We start from the raw sequence: 19,293 nt of genomic DNA, 5'->3' as shown, positions 1-19,293 counted from the left end.
ACGTCGATCGGCATGTCGCGCGCCGGTTACCCGCGAGTATTGAACCGGCCGCCTTCCTTGGATAACCTTCGATCCCCCGGGCTGGTGCCGGCCACACCGGACCCCACTGTCTGGAAGGGACGTCGGATGAGACCCACCCGCCTGCTCGCGTCCGTGACGCTGCTGGCCGCCCTGCTGCCCCCGGCCGCGCCGGCCGCCGCCGCGCCCGCCGCCGGGGCCGCCGCCGGGGCCGCCCCCGCGCCCGCCGCCGCCTCGGGCGGCTTCTCGGTGCTCACCTACAACGTCGCCGGCCTGCCCGAGCCGCTGTCGGGCGGCAGCCCGGCGATCAACACCCGGCCCATCGGCGAGCGGGTCAACGCCTACGACATCGTGCACGTGCAGGAGGACTTCAACTACCACGCCGACCTGTACGCCACCGACCGGCACCCGTACCGCACCGCCACCAGCGGGGGCGTGCCCTTCGGTGACGGCCTCAACACGATGTCCAACTACCCGGTGTCGGACTTCGTCCGGGTGCGCTGGGACGACTGCCACGGCACCGACTGCCTCACCCCGAAGGGCTTCAGCCGGTCCCGGATCCGGCTCGCCGAGGGCGTCTACGTCGACTTCTACGACGTGCACACCAACGCCGGCAGCGACGAGCCGGACCTGGCCGCCCGCCGGTCCAACATCGACCAGCTCTCCGCGTACGTGCAGGCGAACTCCGCCGGCAACGCCGTGATCGTGGCCGGCGACCTCAACGTCCGCTACACCCGCACCGGCGACAACATCCGCGACCTCGTGGCCGCCAACGGCCTCACCGACGTGTGGGTGCAGCAGGAGCGCGGCGGGGTGCCCCCGGCCGCCGGCAGCCCCGCGCTGACCTGCGACCCGGCCAACGTCACCAACGCCTGCGAGGTCGTCGACAAGATCCTCTACCGGGGCAACCGGCTGATCGACCTCGACCTCGTGCGCTACCGCAACGAGCACGCCGCGTTCCTCGACCCGGCCGGCGCGCCGCTGTCCGACCACTACCCGCACGCCGCCTGGTTCTCCTGGACCCTCGCCGACGGGCTGCGGGCCAGCGACACCTGGGGCGGCCCGCACGGCACCCCGTTCACCGACCTCGACGCCGTCGGCGCCCCGGTCACCGGCGTCTCGCTGCGCGCCGGCTCCCGGCTCGACCAGATCGGCGTGCGCCTCGCCGACGGCGCGAGCCTCACCCACGGCGGCACGGGCGGCACCCCGGCCACGCTGACCCTGGCCGACGGCGAGTATGTCGACCGGGTCACCCTCACCCAGGGCAAGAAGGACGGCCGGACCCGGATCTTCTCCGTCCGGCTCACCACCAACCTCGGCCGCGCCCTCGCCGGGGGCGCCCCGACCGCCGACGCGGTGACCTTCACCGCCCCGCCCGGCGGCCGGCTCGCCGGGTTCTTCGGCCGCAGCGGCAGCGAGGTGGACCAGCTCGGCGTGCTCTGGAGTGTCGGGGCGGGCGGCTAGTCTTCGGAGCGTGGCTGACCCCTCGACCTACCGCCCCGCACCCGGCACCATCCCCGAGGCCCCGGGGGTCTACCGGTTCCGCGACGGCACCGGCCGGGTGATCTACGTCGGCAAGGCGAAGAACCTGCGCAGCAGGCTCAACTCCTACTTCGCCGACCTGTGGGGGCTGCACCAGCGCACCCAGCAGATGGTCACCACGGCCGAGTCGGTCGACTGGGTCACCGTGGGCACCGAGGTCGAGGCCCTCCAGCTCGAATACACCTGGATCAAGCAGTACGACCCCCGGTTCAACGTCCGCTACCGCGACGACAAGTCGTATCCGTACCTCGCCGTCACCCTCGACGAGGAGTTCCCCCGGCTCCAGGTGATGCGCGGGGCCAAACGCAAGGGCGTGCGCTACTTCGGGCCCTACTCGCACGCCTGGGCGATCCGCGAGACGCTCGACCTGCTGCTGCGGGTCTTCCCGGCGCGGACCTGCTCGGCCGGCGTGTTCAAGCGGGCCGGGCAGGTCGGCCGCCCCTGCCTGCTGGGCTACATCGGCAAGTGCTCCGCCCCGTGCGTCGGCAGCGTCACGGCCGAGGAACACCGGGGGATCGTCGACGGCTTCTGCGAGTTCATGGCCGGGCGCACCGACACCATGGTCCGCCGGCTCGAACGCGAGATGACCGAGGCCAGCGAGGCGCTGGAGTTCGAGAAGGCCGCCCGGCTGCGCGACGACGTCGCGGCGCTGCGCCGGGCCATGGAGAAGCAGACGGTGGTGCTCGGTGACGGCACCGACGCCGACGTGGTCGCGTTCGCCGACGACCCCCTGGAGGCCGCCGTCCAGGTCTTCCACGTCCGCGACGGCCGGGTGCGCGGCCAGCGCGGCTGGGTGGTGGAGAAGACCGAGGACCTGAGCGCCGGCGACCTGGTGCACCACTTCTGCACTCAGGTCTACGGCGGCGAGCAGGGCGAGGCCGACGTGCCCCGCGAGCTGCTGGTGCCCGCCCTGCCCGCCGACGCCGACGCGCTCGCCGACTGGCTGACCGGCCGCCGGGGCAGCCGGGTGTCGCTGCGGGTGCCGCAGCGCGGCGACAAGCGCTCCCTGCTGGAGACGGTGGAGCGCAACGCGAAGGACGCCCTGGCCCGGCACAAGCTCAAGCGCGGCAGCGACCTGACCACCCGGGGCAAGGCCCTCGACGAGATCAGCGACGCGCTGGGCATGCGCACCTCGCCGCTGCGCATCGAGTGCTACGACGTCTCCCAGATCCAGGGCACCGACGTGGTCGCCAGCATGGTCGTCTTCGAGGACGGCCTGCCCCGCAAGAGCGAATACCGCCGGTTCATCGTGCGGGGGGCCACCGACGACCTGTCCGCCATGTCGGAGGTGCTGCGCCGCCGCTTCGCCCGCTACCTCGAGGCCCGCGCCGAGACCGGCGAGCTGGGGGAGGAGACCGCCGCCGACCCCGACCGGCCGGGCATCGACCCGACGACGGGCCGGCCGCGCCGGTTCGCGTACCCCCCGCAGTTGGTCGTGGTCGACGGCGGCGCGCCGCAGGTCGCGGCGGCGGCCCAGGCCCTCGCGGAGCTGGGCGTCGACGACGTGGCGTTGTGCGGGCTGGCCAAGCGGCTGGAGGAGGTGTGGCTGCCCGACGACGAGTTCCCGGTCATCCTGCCGCGCACCTCCGAGGGGCTCTACCTGCTGCAACGCGTGCGCGACGAGGCGCACCGGTTCGCCATCACCTTCCACCGGGAGCGCCGCTCCAAGCGGATGACGGAGTCGGCGCTCGACTCGGTGCCCGGCCTCGGCGAGGTGCGGCGCAAGGCCCTGCTGCGCCACTTCGGCTCGCTCAAGCGGCTCGCGGCGGCCTCGACCGAGGAGATCACCGAGGTGCCCGGCGTCGGCCGGCGCACCGCCGAGGCGATCACCGCCGCCCTCAACCCGGCGGCGGACGCCCGGCCCGCCGCGGCCGACGGCAATTAGCGTCCGACGCAAATATTTGACTTTCATCTATGGCGTCGAGGGTGTTCGTGTGTCCATGATGTCGGCGGTACGGCCGTCCGCGCGTCCGACGCGTGACGGGCCGTGGCCGTGTCGCGCACGTCGTCTGGGGAGGCAACCATGACACCGGCAGGACGCCGCAGGACCTCCCTGCTCGGCACCGTGGCCGCAGCGGCCATGCTGGCCCTCACCGCGGCCGCCCCGGCGATCGCCGCCCCGGCCGAGGGCGAGGTCGTCGCCGTCAACGGCCCGGACGCCGTGGCCGGCTCCTACGTCGTCGTGCTGCGGGATGCCGCCGTCCCGGCCGACGCCGTGCCCGCCACCGCCCGCCGCCTCGCCTCCCGGCAGGGCGGCCACGTGGGCCTGGTCTACCGGCACGCCCTGCGCGGCTTCGAGGCCCGGCTGTCCGAGCGGGGCGCCCGCCGGCTCGCCGCCGACCCGGCCGTGGCCTCGGTGACGCAGAACCGCACCGTGTCCGCGTCCGACGTGCAGACCCCGACCGCGTCCTGGGGCCTCGACCGGATCGACCAGCGCGCGCTGCCGCTCGACAACTCGTTCACCTACCCCCGCGCCACGGCGGCCGTGCGGGCCTACGTGATCGACTCGGGCATCAACCTCACCCACGGCGAGTTCGCCGGGCGGGCGGTGTCCGGCTGGGACTTCATGGACAACGACGCCGACGCCACCGACTGCCAGGGCCACGGCACCCACGTGGCCGGCACGCTCGGCGGGTCCACCTTCGGGGTGGCCAAGCACGTGCAACTGGTCGCCGTGCGCGTGCTGAGCTGCACCGGCGGCGCCTGGGCCTCGCAGGTCATCGCCGGGGTCGACTGGGTCACCGGCGACCACGACCCCGGAGAGCTGGCCGTGGCCAACATGAGCCTCGGCGGCGCGGCGTACGCGCCCATGGTCGAGGCCGTGCGGCGGTCCATCGCCGACGGCGTCACCTACGCGGTGGCCGCGGGCAACGAGAACGGCGCCGACGCCTGCACGACCACTCCGGCCTCCGTGCCGGAGGCGATCACCGTGGCCGCCACCGGGGCCACCGACGCGCGCGCCTCGTTCTCCAACGTCGGCACCTGTGTGGACCTGTTCGCGCCGGGCGTCGACATCACCTCGGCCTACATCGGCGGCACCGCCACCACCCGCACGGCCTCGGGGACGTCGATGGCCAGCCCGCACGTCGCCGGGGCCGCCGCGCTGATCCTGGCCGAGCACCCGACCTACACGCCGGCCCAGGTGACGCAGGCGCTCCTGGCCGACGCCACCGTCGGGGCGGTGACCGACGCGGGCGTCGGCACGCCGAACCGGCTGCTGCACGTCGACCCCACCACCCCGGCCAACGACTTCACCCTGACCGCCACTCCGGCCAACGTCACCGTCACCGCCGGCGGCACGGTCACCACCACGATCGCCGGCAGCGTCACCAGGGGCGCGTCCCAGCCGGTCGCGCTGGCCGCGCGGGGCGTGCCGGCGGGCGTCACGGCCACGTTCCAGTCCGCCAGCATCTCCTCGAACGGCGGCACCACGCTCACGTTCGGCGCCGCGTCGACGGCGCTGGCCGGCACGTACACCGTCACGGTGATCGGCACCGGGACCGCCGCGACCCGCGCGGTGGCCGTCCAGCTGCGCATCGACGACCCGGCCGCCTGCGTCCGCTCCGACGGCACCGACCGGGCGATCACCGACTTCCAGAACCTCTACGCCCCGATTACCGTCACCGGTTGCGCCGGCAACGCCGCCCGCAACAGCACGGTGGAGGTGCACATCGAGCACGCCGTCATCGGGGAGCTCGACGTGCGGCTGATCTCGCCCCGGGGCACCTGGTACTTCCTCATGGACCACACCGGCGGCGACAGCGACCGCATCGACTACACGTTCACCTACGACCTGTCGGCCGAGCCGGCGAACGGCACCTGGAACCTGTACGTCAGCGACAACCTGGCCCAGGGCACCGGGTTCCTCGACTCGTGGAAGATCAACCTGGCGGGCGCGAACCTGCCCGCGCCCGCGTGCGGCGGGGTCGCCACCGCCGACGTGCGGATCCCCGCCTCCGGCACGGTCGAGTCGCCGATCAGCGTCGCCGACTGCGGCCGGGCCCCGTCGACCACCAGCTACGTCGAGGTCAGCATCGCGCACCAGTTCGGCCGTGACCTCCAGATCTCCCTCGTCGCGCCGGGCGGGCAGGTGGTGCTGCTCAAGGAGAGCCTCGTGGGGTCGTACAAGGCGAACGCCCGCGAGGCCTACATCGCCGACCTGTCGGGCAAGCCGACCCGTGGCACCTGGAAGCTGCGGGTCGAGAACGTCGCCGGCTACGAGGGCCTCATCGAGGGCTGGAAGCTGACCCTCTGACGGCGCTTCAACAATGGCTGTCAGTCGCCGTCGCCCCAGCACAGCCCGCCGATGCCGGCCGCGCTGTGGAAGCCGGGGTGCCCGGTGACGTCCAGGCAGACCTCGCCGTCGGGGCCGGTCCGGCCGCAGAACACCGGCTCGACGTGGTTCCAGGCGTCGGCCCGGGACAGCAGCGCGGCGCTCGCGGGCAGCTCGGGGCGCAGGATCGTCAGGCCCTCCGTGTAGACGACGGCCTGGTCGCGGGCCTCCCGCAGGTCGGGTGCCGGGTAGGACAGGTGCAGCGTCCACCGGCGGTGCGTCTCGTACGCCCCGGCGGGCGGCCGGTTGCGCCCCGAGCCCCGCTCGCGGTCCGTCGTGTAGCGGTTGACCAGGGAATTGACGTACGACGAGAGGACGTCCGGCTTCGTCAGCGCGTGCGCGACGGCGGCCCGGACCCGCTCGGACACGTCGAGCATGGCCGCCAGGTCACGATGAAAGTCGGACTCGGGCCACTGCGACGCTTGATTGTCAGTCATCACTACCTCCGGATTCCGGCGAGCGTTTCCGAGCACTGAGCGTGCACCATGGCATGCGATCTTGCAACGTAGCAATGGGCGGTGTTAGATAGCATCATCTGGTCCCATATCCCCAGCCGTGCTCCTGCGGAGGTCTGCTATGGCATCGACTGCAAGCCCGACGATTCGTGCGCGTCGACTGCGTCGTGAGCTGCGACGCCTGCGCGCCCAGCAAGGGCTGACCGTCGATGAGGTTGCTCGCTCGGTGGGCTGGCATCGGGCGAAGGTGATCCGAATCGAGCAGGGGCATAGCGGGATTGCCTCGGACGGGTTGCGGAAGCTTCTGGACCTCTACGAGGCGTCTCCCGAGGAACGGGATGCGTTGGCCAGTCTTGCGCGCCAGGCGCGGCAGAAGGGCTGGTGGAGCGCGTACGGCGATGTCCTACCCGACGACTACGTGGGGTTCGAGGCGGAGGCGACAGCGATCAGCACGTTCCAGAGCCTCTACATCCCCGGGCTGTTGCAGACGGAGGAGTACGCGCGGGCGATCATCCACGCAGGGCGGACCACCGCCAACAAGGAGGAAGTTGATCGGGTCATCGCGGCGCGTCAAGCTCGGAAGGTCCTGCTCACGCGGGACGTGCCGCCGAAGCTCTGGGTCATTCTGGACGAGGCTGCGGTTCGGCGGGCCGTTGGCGGCGTCAGGGTCATGCGTGCTCAACTCGCGCGCATTGTCGAGGCATGCCAGCTGCCGACGGTTGAGGTGCAGGTGCTGCCCTTCGCTGCGGGCGCGCACGCTTCGATGGGTGGTGCCTTCACCATCCTTGACTACGCGGAGGCGGCGCTCGACCCGACCATCGTCTACGTGGACAACGACACCAACACACTCCTGCTGGAGGAGGATCAGCAGGTATCGCGATATAGACTCGTCTTCGACCACCTGCGTGCGAAGGCGCTTGACCCTGACCAGTCTGCTGATTTCCTCGTCAGGATCTCCGCCGAGCTTCAAGACTGAGTCTTGGCCTGAGGAGCACTGCGATGACCTCGTCTGACCTTACGAACGTGACGTGGCGTAAGAGTACGCGTAGCAGTGCGAATGGGTCTGATTGTGTCGAGGTGGCCGAACTCTCCTCCGCGTTGGCGGTGCGGGACTCCAAGGACCCGGGCGGCCCTGCACTCCGCTTCGACCGGGACGCCTGGTCGTCGTTCGTCGTCGGTCTGCGGCGCGGCCTGCGCGGCTGATCCCTCGCGGAGTCGGTCGTCGCCCCGATGCCGGCGGCATCACCCACGCCCGGTTAGATGACCGGATGGCGGTGAGCATCGACATCGAAGCCCTGCGGGACGCGGCCGGTCCCGTGGCCTGCGCAGCGGCGGACACGTTGCGGGCAGCCGGTCAGCCGGCGGAGTTCGCGCCGGCCGGCGGGGGAGCATCCGGCGTGATCAGGGAGACCGGGCAGCCGCCGTTTGAGGTCTGGGTGGGGATCACGGCGGACGGCTTCACCGCCGAGTGCGACTGCCCGGACGGCGCGGGGCTGTGCGCGCACGCGGTGGCCCTCACCCTCGCTGCCCTGGACGAAGGTCTCGCCTGGTCCTCGGCGGCCACGCCACCGTCGGCCCTGGCGGTCGACCCCCGGGTCGCTGGGCTGGTCGAAATCGCACGGAACATCCCCGCCCGACGGCTGGCGTTGCTGGTCGCCGAGTGGGCGGCTGCGGATCGTGTGCTGGAGAGCAGGTTGCGGGCGCAGGCCGGCCAGCTCGCGTCCCTCACCGCCGCCGAGCTGAACGACATCCGTCGAATGATCGACAACCTGGCCCATGAGGCGACCAGCGGTGACCGTTGGGATCTGCACGACGTGGAGAAGGCTGGCCGGGCGATCGTCGAAGAGGTCGAGGTGCTTGCCCAACGACCGCCGACCGAGGAGACGCTGCTGTTGGTCGAGCGGGCCGCCCGCGCGTGGGACGGGCTCTCCGGCTACCTGCATGACGCCTGGGAGACGTACGAGGAAGAACCGGCCGAGATCGGCGGCGCGCTACGGGCGGTCCACGTCCAGCTCTGCGAGCAGGTTCAGCCGGACCCCGACGAACTCGCCGCCCGGCTCGCCGAGATCATCGAGTCGGCCGAGGTCGACTCCTGTCTCGATGAGCCGTGGGACTATGTCGCGGTGCTCGGTCGCCAGCGCGTCAAGGCGCTGGGGCAGCTCCGCTGACGGCCGGCATGCCTGCGCTGCTGCTGGCGCCGCCGTGCGTGCTTGTTAGGAAGGGCCCCCTATACAACAGAATGCGTTAACAAGGGGCCCTTCCTTGCACTCAGGCCCAGGGGGCGAGTGGGTACCAGGGGATGATCTCGCGGCGGGCGAGCAGCCGGACGTCCCAGTAGAGGAACGTGAACGCGCCGGCGACGATGAACGCGACCGCCGTCAGCACCGCCAGCCGGCTCGGCCGCTCGGCGAACCACCGTTGCAGTCGGGAGCCGGCGAGCCAGGCCAGCAGGAGGAACAGCACCGCCATGATGACGATGTTGCCGAGGGACTGGAGCGTGAACGCCGCCGCACCGTACAACGGGTTGCCGCTCTCGGCGGCGTCGCGGAACATCTGCCGGAACAGCGGGAAGGGCCGCCCGATCAGGAAGCCGGCGATCAGCGCGCCCATGAAGACCATGGGCGCGTTGGGGAACCGGCGGGCGATCCGGGCGAACGGGTCCGCGACGATGCCGAGCGAGGCCAGGCCGAGGTAGACCATCACCAGGCCGATCAGGCCGAAGACGACCATCGACTGGATGCTGCGCGGCGACAGGCCGCCGGGGGTGGTCGGGGCCGTGGAGAACTGCGGCATGGCGGTGCCGACGAGGCCGACGATCGCACCGTACGTCGCCGACACCGCGATCATCCCGACCGACATCCAGCCCAGCGGCTTCAGCGGCTGGGCGAACCGGTGCAGGCGGCTCCCGGCCGCGGTGCCGGTGAGCGGGGCGATGGCGCCGAAGGCGGCGATGTTGCAGGCGGTGAACGTGCCCGCGATGCCGGAGACGAAGGCGAACACGATGCCCGCCGCGATGCCCTGGATGGGCGTCTCCTTGGCGTCGTGGCCCAGCAGCGTGTTGGCGACGTTGTCGCCGATGGTCTGGTCGACGAACTCCGCCGACCAGACCACGGTCAGCAGGAAGCCGCCGAGCACGCTGAGCAGGACGATCAGTGCCCGCCGGCGGGGAAAGTGCCCGTTGACGAAGGTGGACGTTCCCGCGCCTGCGCTGTCGGGTTGGAGGTCCACGGGGGGTCGGGGAGAACGATGGGTCTGCGTCACGCTGCGCTCCTCATGCCGAGGGGGACGAGACCCCGGCGGGGGCGCGTCGGCGACGCCGACGACGACGCCCGGACCGGGAGGCCGGCACCGCCGGCCGGGTGGACATCGCCCGCCACCGATATCCATCGAGTTGGGTCGATGTCCAACCGCAGTATGGCGTCGGGTCGGCCGACCGACTTCTCCGATCGTGCCCAATCCCCCCCACTCCCACTGCCCGCCCCGCGCCGTCCACGTTCCCGGGATCTTGCACTTGGGGCCCGGGCGAAAAGGGCGTATGGGGCGGATCGGGGGCCGCAAGTGCAAGATCGCGGGGGCGGGTCGGCTGGGCAGGTCGGCGGGGCAGGTCGGGGGGGCAGGCAGGCGGCGGGAGGTGGCGGGAGCGCGGAGCGGCGGGGGAACAGCGGGAGGGGGCGAGGGGTGGCGGGGCGGGGTGGTTGCCGGGGTTCGGGGGGCGGGCGGGATAGAGTTCTAGGTCGGCCACCGCGGTCAGGTCGGCCGTGCGTCATCCGTGGGGAGTGGGCAGTGAACGAGGCGCGGACGCCCGAGGTTCCGGCCGGCGACGGCCCGACAGCGGCGGCGGGGGCGGCCACGGACACGCTGCCCGTGGCCGCGGAGGCGGAGACCACCCTGGTGGTGGTGACCGGCGTGTCCGGCGGCGGGCGCAGCACGGTGGCCCGGGCACTGGAGAACGTCGGCTACTACGTCGTCGACAACCTGCCCCAGGCGCTCATGCTCGACATGGCCGAGCTGGCCGTCAAGGCCGGCGGCGCCGCCCGGCGCACGGCGATGGTGCTGGACGTGCGCTCCCGCGCCTTCTCCACGGACCTGGCCGGGGCGATCCGGGAGCTGAAGGACCGGGGCTTCTCCCCGCGCGTGGTCTTCGTCGACGCCGACGACGAGGTGTTGATCCGCCGGTTCGAGAGCGTCCGGCGCTCGCACCCGTTGCAGGGCGACGGGCGGCTGGCCGACGGCATCGCCGTGGAGCGGGGCCTGCTGGAGGAGGCCCGCGACCAGGCCGACGTGATCATCGACACCAGCCACCTGAACGTCAACCAGCTCCGCCGCCGGATCGAGGAGCTGTTCGGCGGCGAGGACGCCCGCCGGCTGCGGATCACCGTGCTCTCCTTCGGCTTCAAGTACGGCCTCCCGCCGGACGCCGACTTCGTCCTCGACGCCCGGTTCCTGCCGAATCCGTACTGGGTGCCCGAGCTGCGGGAGCACACCGGGCGGGAGGGGGCGGTCAGCGCGTACGTGCTGGGCCAGGAGGGCGCGGACGCCTTCGTCGGGACGTACGCGGACCTGGTCAACGCCACCACCGCCGGGTTCGAGCGGGAGGGCAAGCGGTACCTGACCGTGGCGGTCGGCTGCACCGGCGGCAAGCACCGCAGCGTGGCCATCGCCGAGGAGCTGGCCGCCCGGCTGCGCCACGCCGGGCTGGCGGCCAACGCGCAACACCGCGACCTGGGACGGGAATGACGCCGCCGGCGGAGCCCCCGGGAGCGGGCGGCGGGCGGGGCGACGGGCGGCGTACCCGGGTGGTCGCCTTCGGCGGCGGGCACGGCCTGTCGGTGTCCCTGCGGGCGCTGCGCCGGTGCGTGCCGGAGCTGGACCTGGACATCACCGCCGTGGTCACCGTCGGCGACGACGGCGGCTCCAGTGGCCGGCTGCGCGCCCGCCGGGGCGGCCTGCCCCCGGGTGACCTGCGGCAGGCGCTGGTGGCCCTCGCCGGGGACCACCCGGCCACCCGGCGCACCGCCGGGCTGTTCCAGCACCGCTTCGCCGACACCCCCGGCGACCCGGTCGGCACCGACGACGGGCTGGCCGGGCACGCCGTGGGCAACCTTGTGCTCTGCGGGCTGATCGAGCTGCTCGGCGACCCGGTGGCCGCCCTGGAGCACGCCGGGGCGATGCTCGGCGCGGTGGGCCGGGTGCTGCCGATGTCGCGCCAGCCGGTCGGCATCGAGGCGCGGGTGCGCGGGGCCGACCCGGCGTACCCCGACGAGGTGCGCAGAGTGCGCGGCCAGCACCAGGTGGCGGTGACCGGGGGGCGGGTGGAGTCGTTGCGGTTGACCCCGACGACCCCGGCGGCCTGCGCGGAGGCGGTGGCGGCGACGGCCGAGGCCGACTGGTTGATCTTCGGGCCGGGTAGCTGGTACACCAGCGTGCTGCCGCACCTGCTGGTGCCGGGGCTGGCGGCGGCGATCGTGGCGAGCCCGGCCCGGCGGCTGGTCACGCTCAACCTCGCGGCGGAGAAGGAGACCCTCGGGCTCTCCCTCGCCGACCACCTGGCCACCCTGCGGCACTATCTGCCCGAGTTGGCGGTGGACCTGGTGCTGGCGGACTCCAAGGCGGTGGGCGATCCCGCGCCGGTCGAACGTGCGGCAGAATCGCTGGGTGCCCGGCTGGTCCTCGCCCCGGTCGCCGTCACCGACGGCGAACCCCGTCACGATCCGGCCGCCCTGGGTGCCGCCCTGGTGCCTGTCCTGGGCGCCGATCGTTAAGCACGTACGTAATCTCCGGCGACACGCCGGAACCGGTCCGTGAGGGGGCGCACAATGGCGATGACGGCTGCGGTCAAGGACGAGCTGAGCCGGGTCGACGTGCCCAAGCCCTGCTGCCGGCGGGCGGAGATGGCGGCGCTGCTGCGTTTCGCCGGCGGGCTGCACATCGTCTCCGGCCGGGTGGTGGTCGAGGCCGAGTTGGACACCGGGGCGGTGGCCCGGCGGCTGCGCCGGGAGATCGCGGAGGTCTACGGCTACTCCAGCGAGATCCACGTGCTCGCCTCCGGCGGGCTGCGCAAGGGCAGCCACTTCATCGTCCGGGTGGTCAAGGACGGCGAGGCCCTGGCCCGGCAGACCGGGCTGCTGGACGTGCGGGGCCGCCCGGTGCGGGGCCTGCCGCCGCACGTGGTGGCCGCGAACGTCTGCTGCGCGGTCTCCGCGTGGCGGGGGGCGTTCATGGCGCACGGCTCGCTGACGGAGCCCGGCCGCTCCAGCGCGCTGGAGATCACCTGCCCGGGCCCGGAGTCGGCGCTGGCGCTGGTCGGCGCGGCCCGGCGCATCGGCATCACCGCGAAGAACCGCGAGGTGCGCGGGGTGGACCGGGTGGTGGTCAAGGACGGCGACGCCATCGCGGCGCTGCTCACCCGCATAGGAGCACATTCCAGCGTGCTGGCCTGGGAGGAGCGCCGGGTGCGCCGCGAGGTGCGGGCCACCGCCAACCGGCTGGCCAACTTCGACGACGCCAACCTGCGCCGCTCGGCGCGGGCGGCCGTGGCCGCCGCCGCCCGGGTGACGCGGGCGCTGGAGATCCTCGCCGAGGACGCGCCGAACCACCTCACCTCCGCCGGCCGGCTGCGCCTGGAGCACCGGCAGGCGTCCCTGGAGGAGTTGGGCGCGCTCGCCGACCCGCCGCTGACCAAGGACGCGATCGCCGGCCGGATCCGCCGATTGCTGGCCCTGGCCGACAAGCGGGCCCGCGACCTGGGCATCCCGGATACGGAAGCGGCCGTCACGCCCGACATGCTCGTGGTCTGATAGGACGGTGGCGGTGGGCGGGCGGCGGGCCCGTCCCGCCGCGCGTCGACCGGGGCGCGCGCCGGCCCCGGGAGCGCGCAGCGGATCACCACCCGGCGCACCGCGCCGCCACGCGCTCGGATAGGGTCGTTGCGTACGGCAAGGGGGCCGGCACCGGCACTCTCGCCGTGCACACCGCCTCGGGCGGTCAGGTTCTCTCGGGCCGCGGCGGGGTGGCCGACACGAACTGTCAACGGCCGACTCCAACGGTCGGCGCACACCACTTCGCCGGTCCGATTCCACGCCGGCGGATAAGAACGCGAGGAGATGGGACCTGTGACCATCCGGGTTGGCATCAACGGCTTCGGCCGCATCGGCCGTAACTTCTTCCGGGCCGTGCTGGCGTCCGGCGCGGACATCGAGGTCGTGGCCGTCAACGACCTGACCGACAACGCGACGCTCGCCCACCTGCTCAAGTACGACAGCATCCTGGGTCGCCTCCCGCACGAGGTCAAGGCGACGGCCGACGAGATCACCGTCGGTGGCAAGACCATCAAGGCGTTCGCCGAGCGCGACCCGGCGAAGCTGGCGTGGGGCGAGGTCGGGGCCGACGTGGTCATCGAGTCGACCGGCTTCTTCACCGACGGCACCAAGGCGAAGGCGCACGTCGACGGCGGGGCCAAGAAGGTCATCATCTCCGCCCCGGCGAAGAACGAGGACGTCACGGTCGTCATGGGCGTCAACCACGACCAGTACGACCCGGCCAAGCACACGATCATCTCGAACGCCTCCTGCACCACCAACTGCCTCGCCCCGATGGCGAAGGTGCTGCACGACACGTTCGGCATCACCAAGGGTCTGATGACCACCATCCACGCGTACACCCAGGACCAGAACCTCCAGGACGCGCCGCACAAGGACCTGCGCCGCGCCCGGGCCGCCGCGCTGAACATCGTCCCGACCTCCACGGGCGCCGCGAAGGCCATCGGCCTGGTGCTGCCGGAGCTGAAGGGCAAGCTCGACGGGTACGCGCTGCGGGTGCCGATCCCCACCGGCTCGGCCACCGACCTCACCGTCGAGGTGGGCCGGGAGACCTCGGTCGACGAGGTCAACGCCGCGCTGAAGGCCGCCGCCGAGGGCCCGCTCAAGGGCGTCCTGGTCTACAACGAGGACCCGATCGTCTCCGCCGACATCGTCACCGACCCGGCGTCGTGCATCTTCGACGCGCCGCTGACCAAGGTCATCGGCAACCAGGTCAAGGTCGTCGGCTGGTACGACAACGAGTGGGGCTACTCGAACCGCCTGGTGGACCTGGTCAAGCTGGTGGGTCAGTCGCTGTGACCATCCGCAACCTCGACGACCTGCTCGCCGAGGGGGTGTCGGGTCGGCGCGTGCTCGTGCGCGCCGACCTGAACGTCCCGCTCGACAAGCAGACCGGGAAGATCACGGACGACGGCCGCATCCGCGCGGTGCTGCCGACGTTGACCGCCCTGACCGGGGCGGGCGCGAAGGTCGTGGTCTTCTCGCACCTGGGCCGCCCGAAGGGCGCGCCCGACCCGCAGTTCAGCCTGCGTCCGGTCGCGGCCCGCCTCGGCGAGCTGCTCGGCGCGCAGGTGCGGTTCGCCGAGGACACCGTCGGCGAGTCCGCCCGGTCCACGGTCGATGCGCTCGCCGACGGCGAGGTCGCGCTGCTGGAGAACCTGCGCTTCAACAAGGGCGAGACCAGCAAGGACGATGCGGAGCGGGGCGCGTTCGCCGACCAGCTCGCCGCCCTCGGCGAGGCGTACGTCGACGACGCGTTCGGCGCGGTGCACCGCAAGCACGCCAGCGTCTTCGACGTGCCGGCCCGGCTGCCGCACGTCGCGGGCCGCCTGGTGCTGCGCGAGGTGGAGGTGCTGGCCAAGCTGACCGGCGAGCCGGAGCGCCCGTACGTGGTGGTGCTCGGCGGCTCGAAGGTCTCCGACAAGCTCGCGGTGATCGAGGCGCTGCTGCCGAAGGTCGACCGGCTGCTCATCGGCGGCGGGATGTGCTTCACCTTCCTCAAGGCCCAGGGCCACGAGGTGGGCACCTCGCTGCTGGAGGAGGAGATGGTCGAGACCTGCCGCAACCTCCTGGAGCGCGCCGAGGGCAAGATCCTGCTCCCGGTCGACGTGGTGGCGGCGGACGCCTTCGCCCCCGACGCGGCGCACGACACGGTCCGCGCGGACGCCATCCCGAGTCACCGGCTCGGGCTGGACATCGGTCCGGAGACGGTGGCTGGCTTCGCCGCCGCGCTCGCCGACGCGAAGACGATCTTCTGGAACGGCCCGATGGGCGTGTTCGAGATGGCGGCGTTCGCGAACGGCACCCGGGGCGTGGCCGAGGCGATCACCAAGGCCGACGCGTTCAGCGTGGTCGGCGGCGGCGACAGCGCGGCGGCGGTCCGCGCGCTGGGGCTCGACGATTCGTCGTTCGGGCACATCTCCACCGGCGGCGGCGCGTCGCTGGAATACCTGGAGGGCAAGACCCTCCCCGGCATCGCGGCGCTGGAGGACTGATGGCGGCGATCACCCGCCGGCCGCTGATGGCCGGCAACTGGAAGATGAACCTCAACCACCTCGAGGCCAACCTGCTGGTGCAGAAGCTGGCCGCGAGCCTCACCGCGCAGCAGCTCACCGACGTCGAGTGCGTCGTGCTGCCGCCCTTCACCGACCTGCGCACCGTGCAGACCGCGATCGAGGGCGACAAGCTGCTCATCGGCTACGGCGGGCAGGACCTGTCGCCGTACCCGTCGGGGGCGTACACCGGGGACATCTCCGGGGCGATGCTGGCGAAGCTCGGCTGCACCTACGTGGTGGTCGGCCACTCCGAGCGGCGGCAGTACCACCACGAGGACGACGCGCTGGTCAACGACAAGGTGACCGCCGCGCTGGCCCACGGGCTCACCCCGATCCTGTGCATCGGCGAGGGCCTGGAGGTGCGCGAGCAGCTGCGGCACGTGCCGCACTGCTGCGACCAGCTCGACGGCGCGCTGCGGGGGCTCACCCCGGAGCAGGTCACCAAGGTCGTCGTGGCGTACGAGCCGGTGTGGGCGATCGGGACGGGCAAGACCGCCACCCCGGAGGACGCCCAGGAGGTGTGCGGTGAGGTGCGCAAGCGCCTCGTCGAGACCTACGACCAGGCGACCGCCGACCAGGTGCGCATCCTCTACGGCGGGTCGGTGAAGTCCTCGAACGTGGCCTCGATCATGGCCCAGCCGGACGTGGACGGGGCCCTGGTGGGCGGCGCGAGCCTCGACGGCGAGGAATTCGCCAAGATCTGCCGGTTCCCGGAGCACATCAGCCGCTGAAGGCTCGCTATCCTTGACTCCGCCCGTCCACCGGCCGGTGCCGCAGTGCCCGACCTGTCCGGGCGAGGATCGCTACGAGAGGACTGACCCCAGCCATGCCGATCTGGTTCGCATACACGTTGATCGTGTTGCTGACGATCACGAGCATCATGCTCACCATGCTGATCCTGCTGCACCGCGGCAAGGGCGGCGGTATGTCGAGCATGTTCGGCGGCGGGGTCAGCTCCAGCCTTGCCGGCTCCTCCGTGGCCGAGAAGAACCTCGACCGCTACACGGTCCTGGTGGGCATCGTCTGGTTCGCCTGCATCGTCGGGCTGGGGCTCTGGTTGCGCCTCCAGGTCGGCAGCGGCAGCGGGGCCTGAGAGCGAGCCCGCGAGTCGTACAATCTGCGCGCGGTCCGTCACCGACGGACCGCGCGCAGTTGTTTCTGTGCTGCACCGCGTCGCCGCCGCCCGCCTGCGCGGCGGTCCCCTCCGACGACAGGAGCGAGCAGCGTGACGAGTGGCAACGTCATCCGGGGCACCCGGGTCGGGTCAGGGCCGGAACGCCTCGGCGAGCGGCACGTGCCCGCCCCGCGTCGGCCGGTCAGCTACTGGTGCCGCAACGACCACCGGGTCGACGTGCCCATCGCGGCCGACGCGGCGCCGCCGACGCTGTGGGACTGCCCGCGCTGCGGGCTCCCCGCCGGTCAGGACCCGGCGGACCCGCCGGGCCGGGCCCGCCCCGAGCCCTACAAGACCCACCTGGCGTACGTGAAGGAGCGGCGCACCCCCGAGCAGGGGGAGGCGCTGCTGGCGGAGGCCCTGGCCGCCCTGCGCCGCCGCCGGGGCGGCTCCTGAGCGGGGCCCCACCGCCCGGCCGGTTGCCGGGCCGGGAGCGTTAAGAAGGGCCCCCTGCTATGCAAAATGCGTTAACAGGGGGCCCTTCCTTACCGCGTCAGCGGAGGCTGCGCAGGCGCGGCGGCACCTCGGCCGCCGCCGCCCGGTCCAGCAGCCACAGGGTGCGGCTGACGCCCTGCGCCCCGGCCACCGGGAGCTGCACCGGGCCGGCCCCGGCCAGCGCCATGCCCACCGCGCGGGCCTTGTCCGCGCCGCTGGCGACCAGCCAGACCTCCTCGGCCGTGTTGATCGTCGGCAGGGTCAGCGTGGTGCGCACCGGCGGCGGCTTGGGGCTGCCCCGTACGGCGCTCACCGGCCGCGTGTCGTGGTGCACCGGGTGCTCGGGGAAGACCGACGCGACGTGCCCGTCCTCGCCCACCCCCAGCATCAGCACGTCGAAGTGGGGGAGCGCGGCGTGCCCCGGGCGGGCCGCGCGGGCCAGCTCGGCCGCGTATTCGGCCGCCCCGGCCTCCGGGTCGTCGCCGGTCGGGCCGTCGGACGCGGGCATCGGGTGCACCCGCGCCGGGTCCAGCGGCAGCGCGTCCAGCAGCGCCGCGCGGGCCTGCGTCTCGTTGCGCTCCGGGTCGCCGGCGGGCAGGAACCGCTCGTCGCCCCACCAGACGTCGACGCGGGACCAGTCGACCGCGTCCCGGGCCGGCAACGCGGCCACCGCGCGGTAGACGGCCGCCGCGATCCGCCCGCCGGTCAGCACCATCGACGCCTGGCCCCGCTCGGCCTGCGCATCGAGCAGCCGCACCACCAGCCGGGCCGCCACCGCCTGCGCCAGCAGGTCGGCATCGGCGTGCACGGCGACACTCGCCTCACTCATCTATGTGCCTTCGCCTCCCGACCGCCCTCGCGGTCCGTCGTGCCCTCGGGCCACCCGGCCCTCCGTCGCGTCGGCGGCGGCCCGGGCCGACCGCCGTGGTCGACCCGGGCCACCCCGTCACTCGTTGGTGCTCGTGCCGGCGTGGGCGCTGATCCCCGCCTCGGCCCGCTTCGCCGTCGCCGGGTCCTTCCAGACGTGCACCCGCTGGGCGGGCCGCTGCTGCAACCCCCGGAGGCCGGCCATCGCCCCCAGCGCCTCGGCGTAGACCTGGTCGGCGTCCAGCCGGCGCAGCTCCTCGGCCAGCTCGTCGCCGAGCGGCCGGCGGGTCAGCGGCAGCTGCCGGTCGTCCTGCCCGGTGCGCCGGAAGGTCGCCACGCTGTCGTCCCGGGTGAGGGTCAGCTCGTCGCCGTTGGCGCAGCTGAGCTGCACCTCGCGCATCCTGGGCGCCTCCGGCGCGGGCTCCCAGCGCGGGGCGATGCCGAGCCGGCTGGTCAGCCAGCCGCACATCAGCGCCGCCGTCGGGTCGGTCGGCGGGGCCACCACCCGGGCCTCGGTCACCCGCGCCTCGGTGGTGTCGAACGCCCCGGCGACCAGCGTGCGCCACGGGGTGATCCGGGTCCACGCCAGGTCCGTGTCGCCCGGCGCGTAGTCGCGGGCCCGCTGGCGCAGCGCCGCGATCGGGTCGTCGGCCTGCGCCGAGTCGGTGATCCGCCGGTCGGCGACGACGCCCAGGAAGTCCGTCGCGATCTCGGCCGGCGGCTCGCCGTGCCACCACGTCACCACGGGCACGTCCGGCACCAGCAGCGGCATCACCACCGACTCGGCGTGCAGCGCCAGCCGGCCGTACATCCGGGTGACCACGGCCTCGCACGGGCCGAGCCGCCCGCCGACGACGATCTCCGCGTCGAGGCGGTTGCGGTCCCGCTCGATGTCGGAGCGGACCACCACGAGCAGCCGGCACGGGTGGGCGGCGGCGGCGATGGTCGCCGCCGCCTCCGCCTCGCGGACCCGCTTCTCGTCGACCACCACGATCAGGGTGAGTGCCATGCCGCTGGCCACCCCGCCCGCGCTGCGCCGCTCGGCGGCGAGCGCCTTGACCACCTCGTTGCCGGTGGTGTCCCACAGCCCGATCAA

At 73.0% G+C, this 19,293-nt stretch carries 18 protein-coding genes; 14 read left to right on the top strand and 4 right to left on the bottom strand.

Features of this window, described 5'->3' with window-relative positions; translation table 11 throughout:
• Window positions 1–126: 126 nt before the first annotated feature.
• From O7628_RS02380 to O7628_RS02370, 3 genes are all read left to right on the top strand, one after another.
• Window positions 127–1,482 (top strand): jacalin-like lectin, encoded by a 1,356-nt coding sequence (locus O7628_RS02380; protein WP_278127987.1) that lies wholly within the window; start codon window positions 127–129, stop codon window positions 1,480–1,482.
• 10 nt (window positions 1,483–1,492) lie between these two features.
• Complete coding sequence (gene uvrC, locus O7628_RS02375) at window positions 1,493–3,445, top strand: excinuclease ABC subunit UvrC (RefSeq protein WP_278127986.1); 1,953 nt, start codon at window positions 1,493–1,495, stop codon at window positions 3,443–3,445.
• A gap of 138 nt (window positions 3,446–3,583) precedes the next feature.
• Window positions 3,584–5,815 (top strand): S8 family serine peptidase, encoded by a 2,232-nt coding sequence (locus tag O7628_RS02370; protein WP_278127984.1) that lies wholly within the window; start codon window positions 3,584–3,586, stop codon window positions 5,813–5,815.
• Window positions 5,816–5,835: 20 nt separating this feature from the next.
• On the opposite strand, the gene O7628_RS02365 is transcribed toward O7628_RS02370, so the two are convergent.
• Window positions 5,836–6,330, bottom strand: coding sequence for a hypothetical protein (locus tag O7628_RS02365; RefSeq protein WP_278127982.1), 495 nt, complete (start codon window positions 6,328–6,330; stop codon window positions 5,836–5,838).
• A 139-nt stretch (window positions 6,331–6,469) separates the two neighbouring features.
• Here O7628_RS02365 and O7628_RS02360 point away from each other — a divergent pair, with 139 nt between their 5' ends.
• The 3 genes from O7628_RS02360 to O7628_RS02350 all read left to right on the top strand — a co-directional run bounded on the left by O7628_RS02360 (window position 6,470) and on the right by O7628_RS02350 (window position 8,516).
• The gene (locus O7628_RS02360) at window positions 6,470–7,324 is read left to right on the top strand and encodes a helix-turn-helix transcriptional regulator (protein WP_278127980.1); all 855 of its coding nucleotides are present in this window, start codon (window positions 6,470–6,472) and stop codon (window positions 7,322–7,324) included.
• Between the two features lie 23 nt (window positions 7,325–7,347).
• A complete protein-coding gene (locus O7628_RS02355; protein WP_278127979.1) occupies window positions 7,348–7,551 on the top strand; it encodes a DUF397 domain-containing protein in 204 nt (67 codons plus the stop codon).
• 65 nt (window positions 7,552–7,616) lie between these two features.
• Window positions 7,617–8,516, top strand: coding sequence for an SWIM zinc finger family protein (locus tag O7628_RS02350; RefSeq protein ID WP_278127977.1), 900 nt, complete (start codon window positions 7,617–7,619; stop codon window positions 8,514–8,516).
• A gap of 100 nt (window positions 8,517–8,616) precedes the next feature.
• Here O7628_RS02350 and O7628_RS02345 read toward each other — a convergent pair whose 3' ends face one another.
• On the bottom strand, window positions 8,617–9,609 hold the full coding sequence (locus tag O7628_RS02345; protein WP_278127975.1) for a hypothetical protein: 993 nt from the start codon (window positions 9,607–9,609) through the stop codon (window positions 8,617–8,619).
• A gap of 522 nt (window positions 9,610–10,131) precedes the next feature.
• Here O7628_RS02345 and rapZ point away from each other — a divergent pair.
• The 8 genes from rapZ to O7628_RS02305 all read left to right on the top strand — a co-directional run bounded on the left by rapZ (window position 10,132) and on the right by O7628_RS02305 (window position 17,291).
• Window positions 10,132–11,085 (top strand): RNase adapter RapZ, encoded by a 954-nt coding sequence (rapZ, locus tag O7628_RS02340; RefSeq protein ID WP_278127974.1) that lies wholly within the window; start codon window positions 10,132–10,134, stop codon window positions 11,083–11,085.
• A complete protein-coding gene (gene yvcK, locus O7628_RS02335; RefSeq protein ID WP_278127972.1) occupies window positions 11,082–12,110 on the top strand; it encodes a uridine diphosphate-N-acetylglucosamine-binding protein YvcK in 1,029 nt (342 codons plus the stop codon). The genes rapZ and yvcK overlap by 4 nt, the downstream gene beginning before the upstream one ends.
• A gap of 54 nt (window positions 12,111–12,164) precedes the next feature.
• Complete coding sequence (whiA, locus tag O7628_RS02330; protein WP_074474344.1) at window positions 12,165–13,145, top strand: DNA-binding protein WhiA; 981 nt, start codon at window positions 12,165–12,167, stop codon at window positions 13,143–13,145.
• A gap of 315 nt (window positions 13,146–13,460) precedes the next feature.
• The gene (gene gap / locus O7628_RS02325; RefSeq protein WP_043967506.1) at window positions 13,461–14,465 is read left to right on the top strand and encodes a type I glyceraldehyde-3-phosphate dehydrogenase; all 1,005 of its coding nucleotides are present in this window, start codon (window positions 13,461–13,463) and stop codon (window positions 14,463–14,465) included.
• Window positions 14,462–15,661 carry a phosphoglycerate kinase gene (locus O7628_RS02320; protein ID WP_278127967.1) on the top strand — a complete coding sequence of 400 codons (1,200 nt, stop codon included), beginning with the start codon at window positions 14,462–14,464 and terminating at the stop codon, window positions 15,659–15,661. Before gap ends, O7628_RS02320 begins: the two co-directional genes overlap by 4 nt.
• A complete protein-coding gene (gene tpiA / locus O7628_RS02315; RefSeq protein WP_074474342.1) occupies window positions 15,661–16,452 on the top strand; it encodes a triose-phosphate isomerase in 792 nt (263 codons plus the stop codon). Before O7628_RS02320 ends, tpiA begins: the two co-directional genes overlap by 1 nt.
• Before the next feature lie 95 nt (window positions 16,453–16,547).
• Complete coding sequence (secG, locus tag O7628_RS02310) at window positions 16,548–16,814, top strand: preprotein translocase subunit SecG (protein ID WP_043967510.1); 267 nt, start codon at window positions 16,548–16,550, stop codon at window positions 16,812–16,814.
• A gap of 132 nt (window positions 16,815–16,946) precedes the next feature.
• Window positions 16,947–17,291 (top strand): RNA polymerase-binding protein RbpA, encoded by a 345-nt coding sequence (locus O7628_RS02305; protein WP_178065764.1) that lies wholly within the window; start codon window positions 16,947–16,949, stop codon window positions 17,289–17,291.
• A 97-nt stretch (window positions 17,292–17,388) separates the two neighbouring features.
• Here O7628_RS02305 and pgl read toward each other — a convergent pair whose 3' ends face one another.
• On the bottom strand, window positions 17,389–18,159 hold the full coding sequence (gene pgl / locus O7628_RS02300) for a 6-phosphogluconolactonase (RefSeq protein ID WP_278127962.1): 771 nt from the start codon (window positions 18,157–18,159) through the stop codon (window positions 17,389–17,391).
• 117 nt (window positions 18,160–18,276) lie between these two features.
• Complete coding sequence (locus tag O7628_RS02295; RefSeq protein WP_074474339.1) at window positions 18,277–19,293, bottom strand: glucose-6-phosphate dehydrogenase assembly protein OpcA; 1,017 nt, start codon at window positions 19,291–19,293, stop codon at window positions 18,277–18,279.

This window comes from Micromonospora sp. WMMD956 (assembly GCF_029626125.1).
Taxonomy (GTDB): domain Bacteria; phylum Actinomycetota; class Actinomycetes; order Mycobacteriales; family Micromonosporaceae; genus Micromonospora; species Micromonospora carbonacea.
Note: the sequence above shows the minus strand (reverse complement) of the source record. Positions and strands in the feature narration are given on the sequence as shown.

Excerpts from the sequence above, each read along its gene's own strand:
- yvcK (WP_278127972.1), top strand. The coding sequence starts at position 11,082 with ATGACGCCGCCGGCGGAGCCCCCGGGAGCGGGCGGCGGGCGGGGCGAC.
- O7628_RS02355 (WP_278127979.1), top strand. The coding sequence starts at position 7,348 with ATGACCTCGTCTGACCTTACGAACGTGACGTGGCGTAAGAGTACGCGT.
- pgl (WP_278127962.1), bottom strand. The coding sequence starts at position 18,159 with ATGAGTGAGGCGAGTGTCGCCGTGCACGCCGATGCCGACCTGCTGGCG.
- O7628_RS02370 (WP_278127984.1), top strand. The coding sequence starts at position 3,584 with ATGACACCGGCAGGACGCCGCAGGACCTCCCTGCTCGGCACCGTGGCC.
- O7628_RS02360 (WP_278127980.1), top strand. The coding sequence starts at position 6,470 with ATGGCATCGACTGCAAGCCCGACGATTCGTGCGCGTCGACTGCGTCGT.
- O7628_RS02350 (WP_278127977.1), top strand. The coding sequence starts at position 7,617 with ATGGCGGTGAGCATCGACATCGAAGCCCTGCGGGACGCGGCCGGTCCC.
- O7628_RS02380 (WP_278127987.1), top strand. The coding sequence starts at position 127 with ATGAGACCCACCCGCCTGCTCGCGTCCGTGACGCTGCTGGCCGCCCTG.
- secG (WP_043967510.1), top strand. The coding sequence starts at position 16,548 with ATGCCGATCTGGTTCGCATACACGTTGATCGTGTTGCTGACGATCACG.
- tpiA (WP_074474342.1), top strand. The coding sequence starts at position 15,661 with ATGGCGGCGATCACCCGCCGGCCGCTGATGGCCGGCAACTGGAAGATG.
- O7628_RS02365 (WP_278127982.1), bottom strand. The coding sequence starts at position 6,330 with ATGACTGACAATCAAGCGTCGCAGTGGCCCGAGTCCGACTTTCATCGT.
- whiA (WP_074474344.1), top strand. The coding sequence starts at position 12,165 with ATGGCGATGACGGCTGCGGTCAAGGACGAGCTGAGCCGGGTCGACGTG.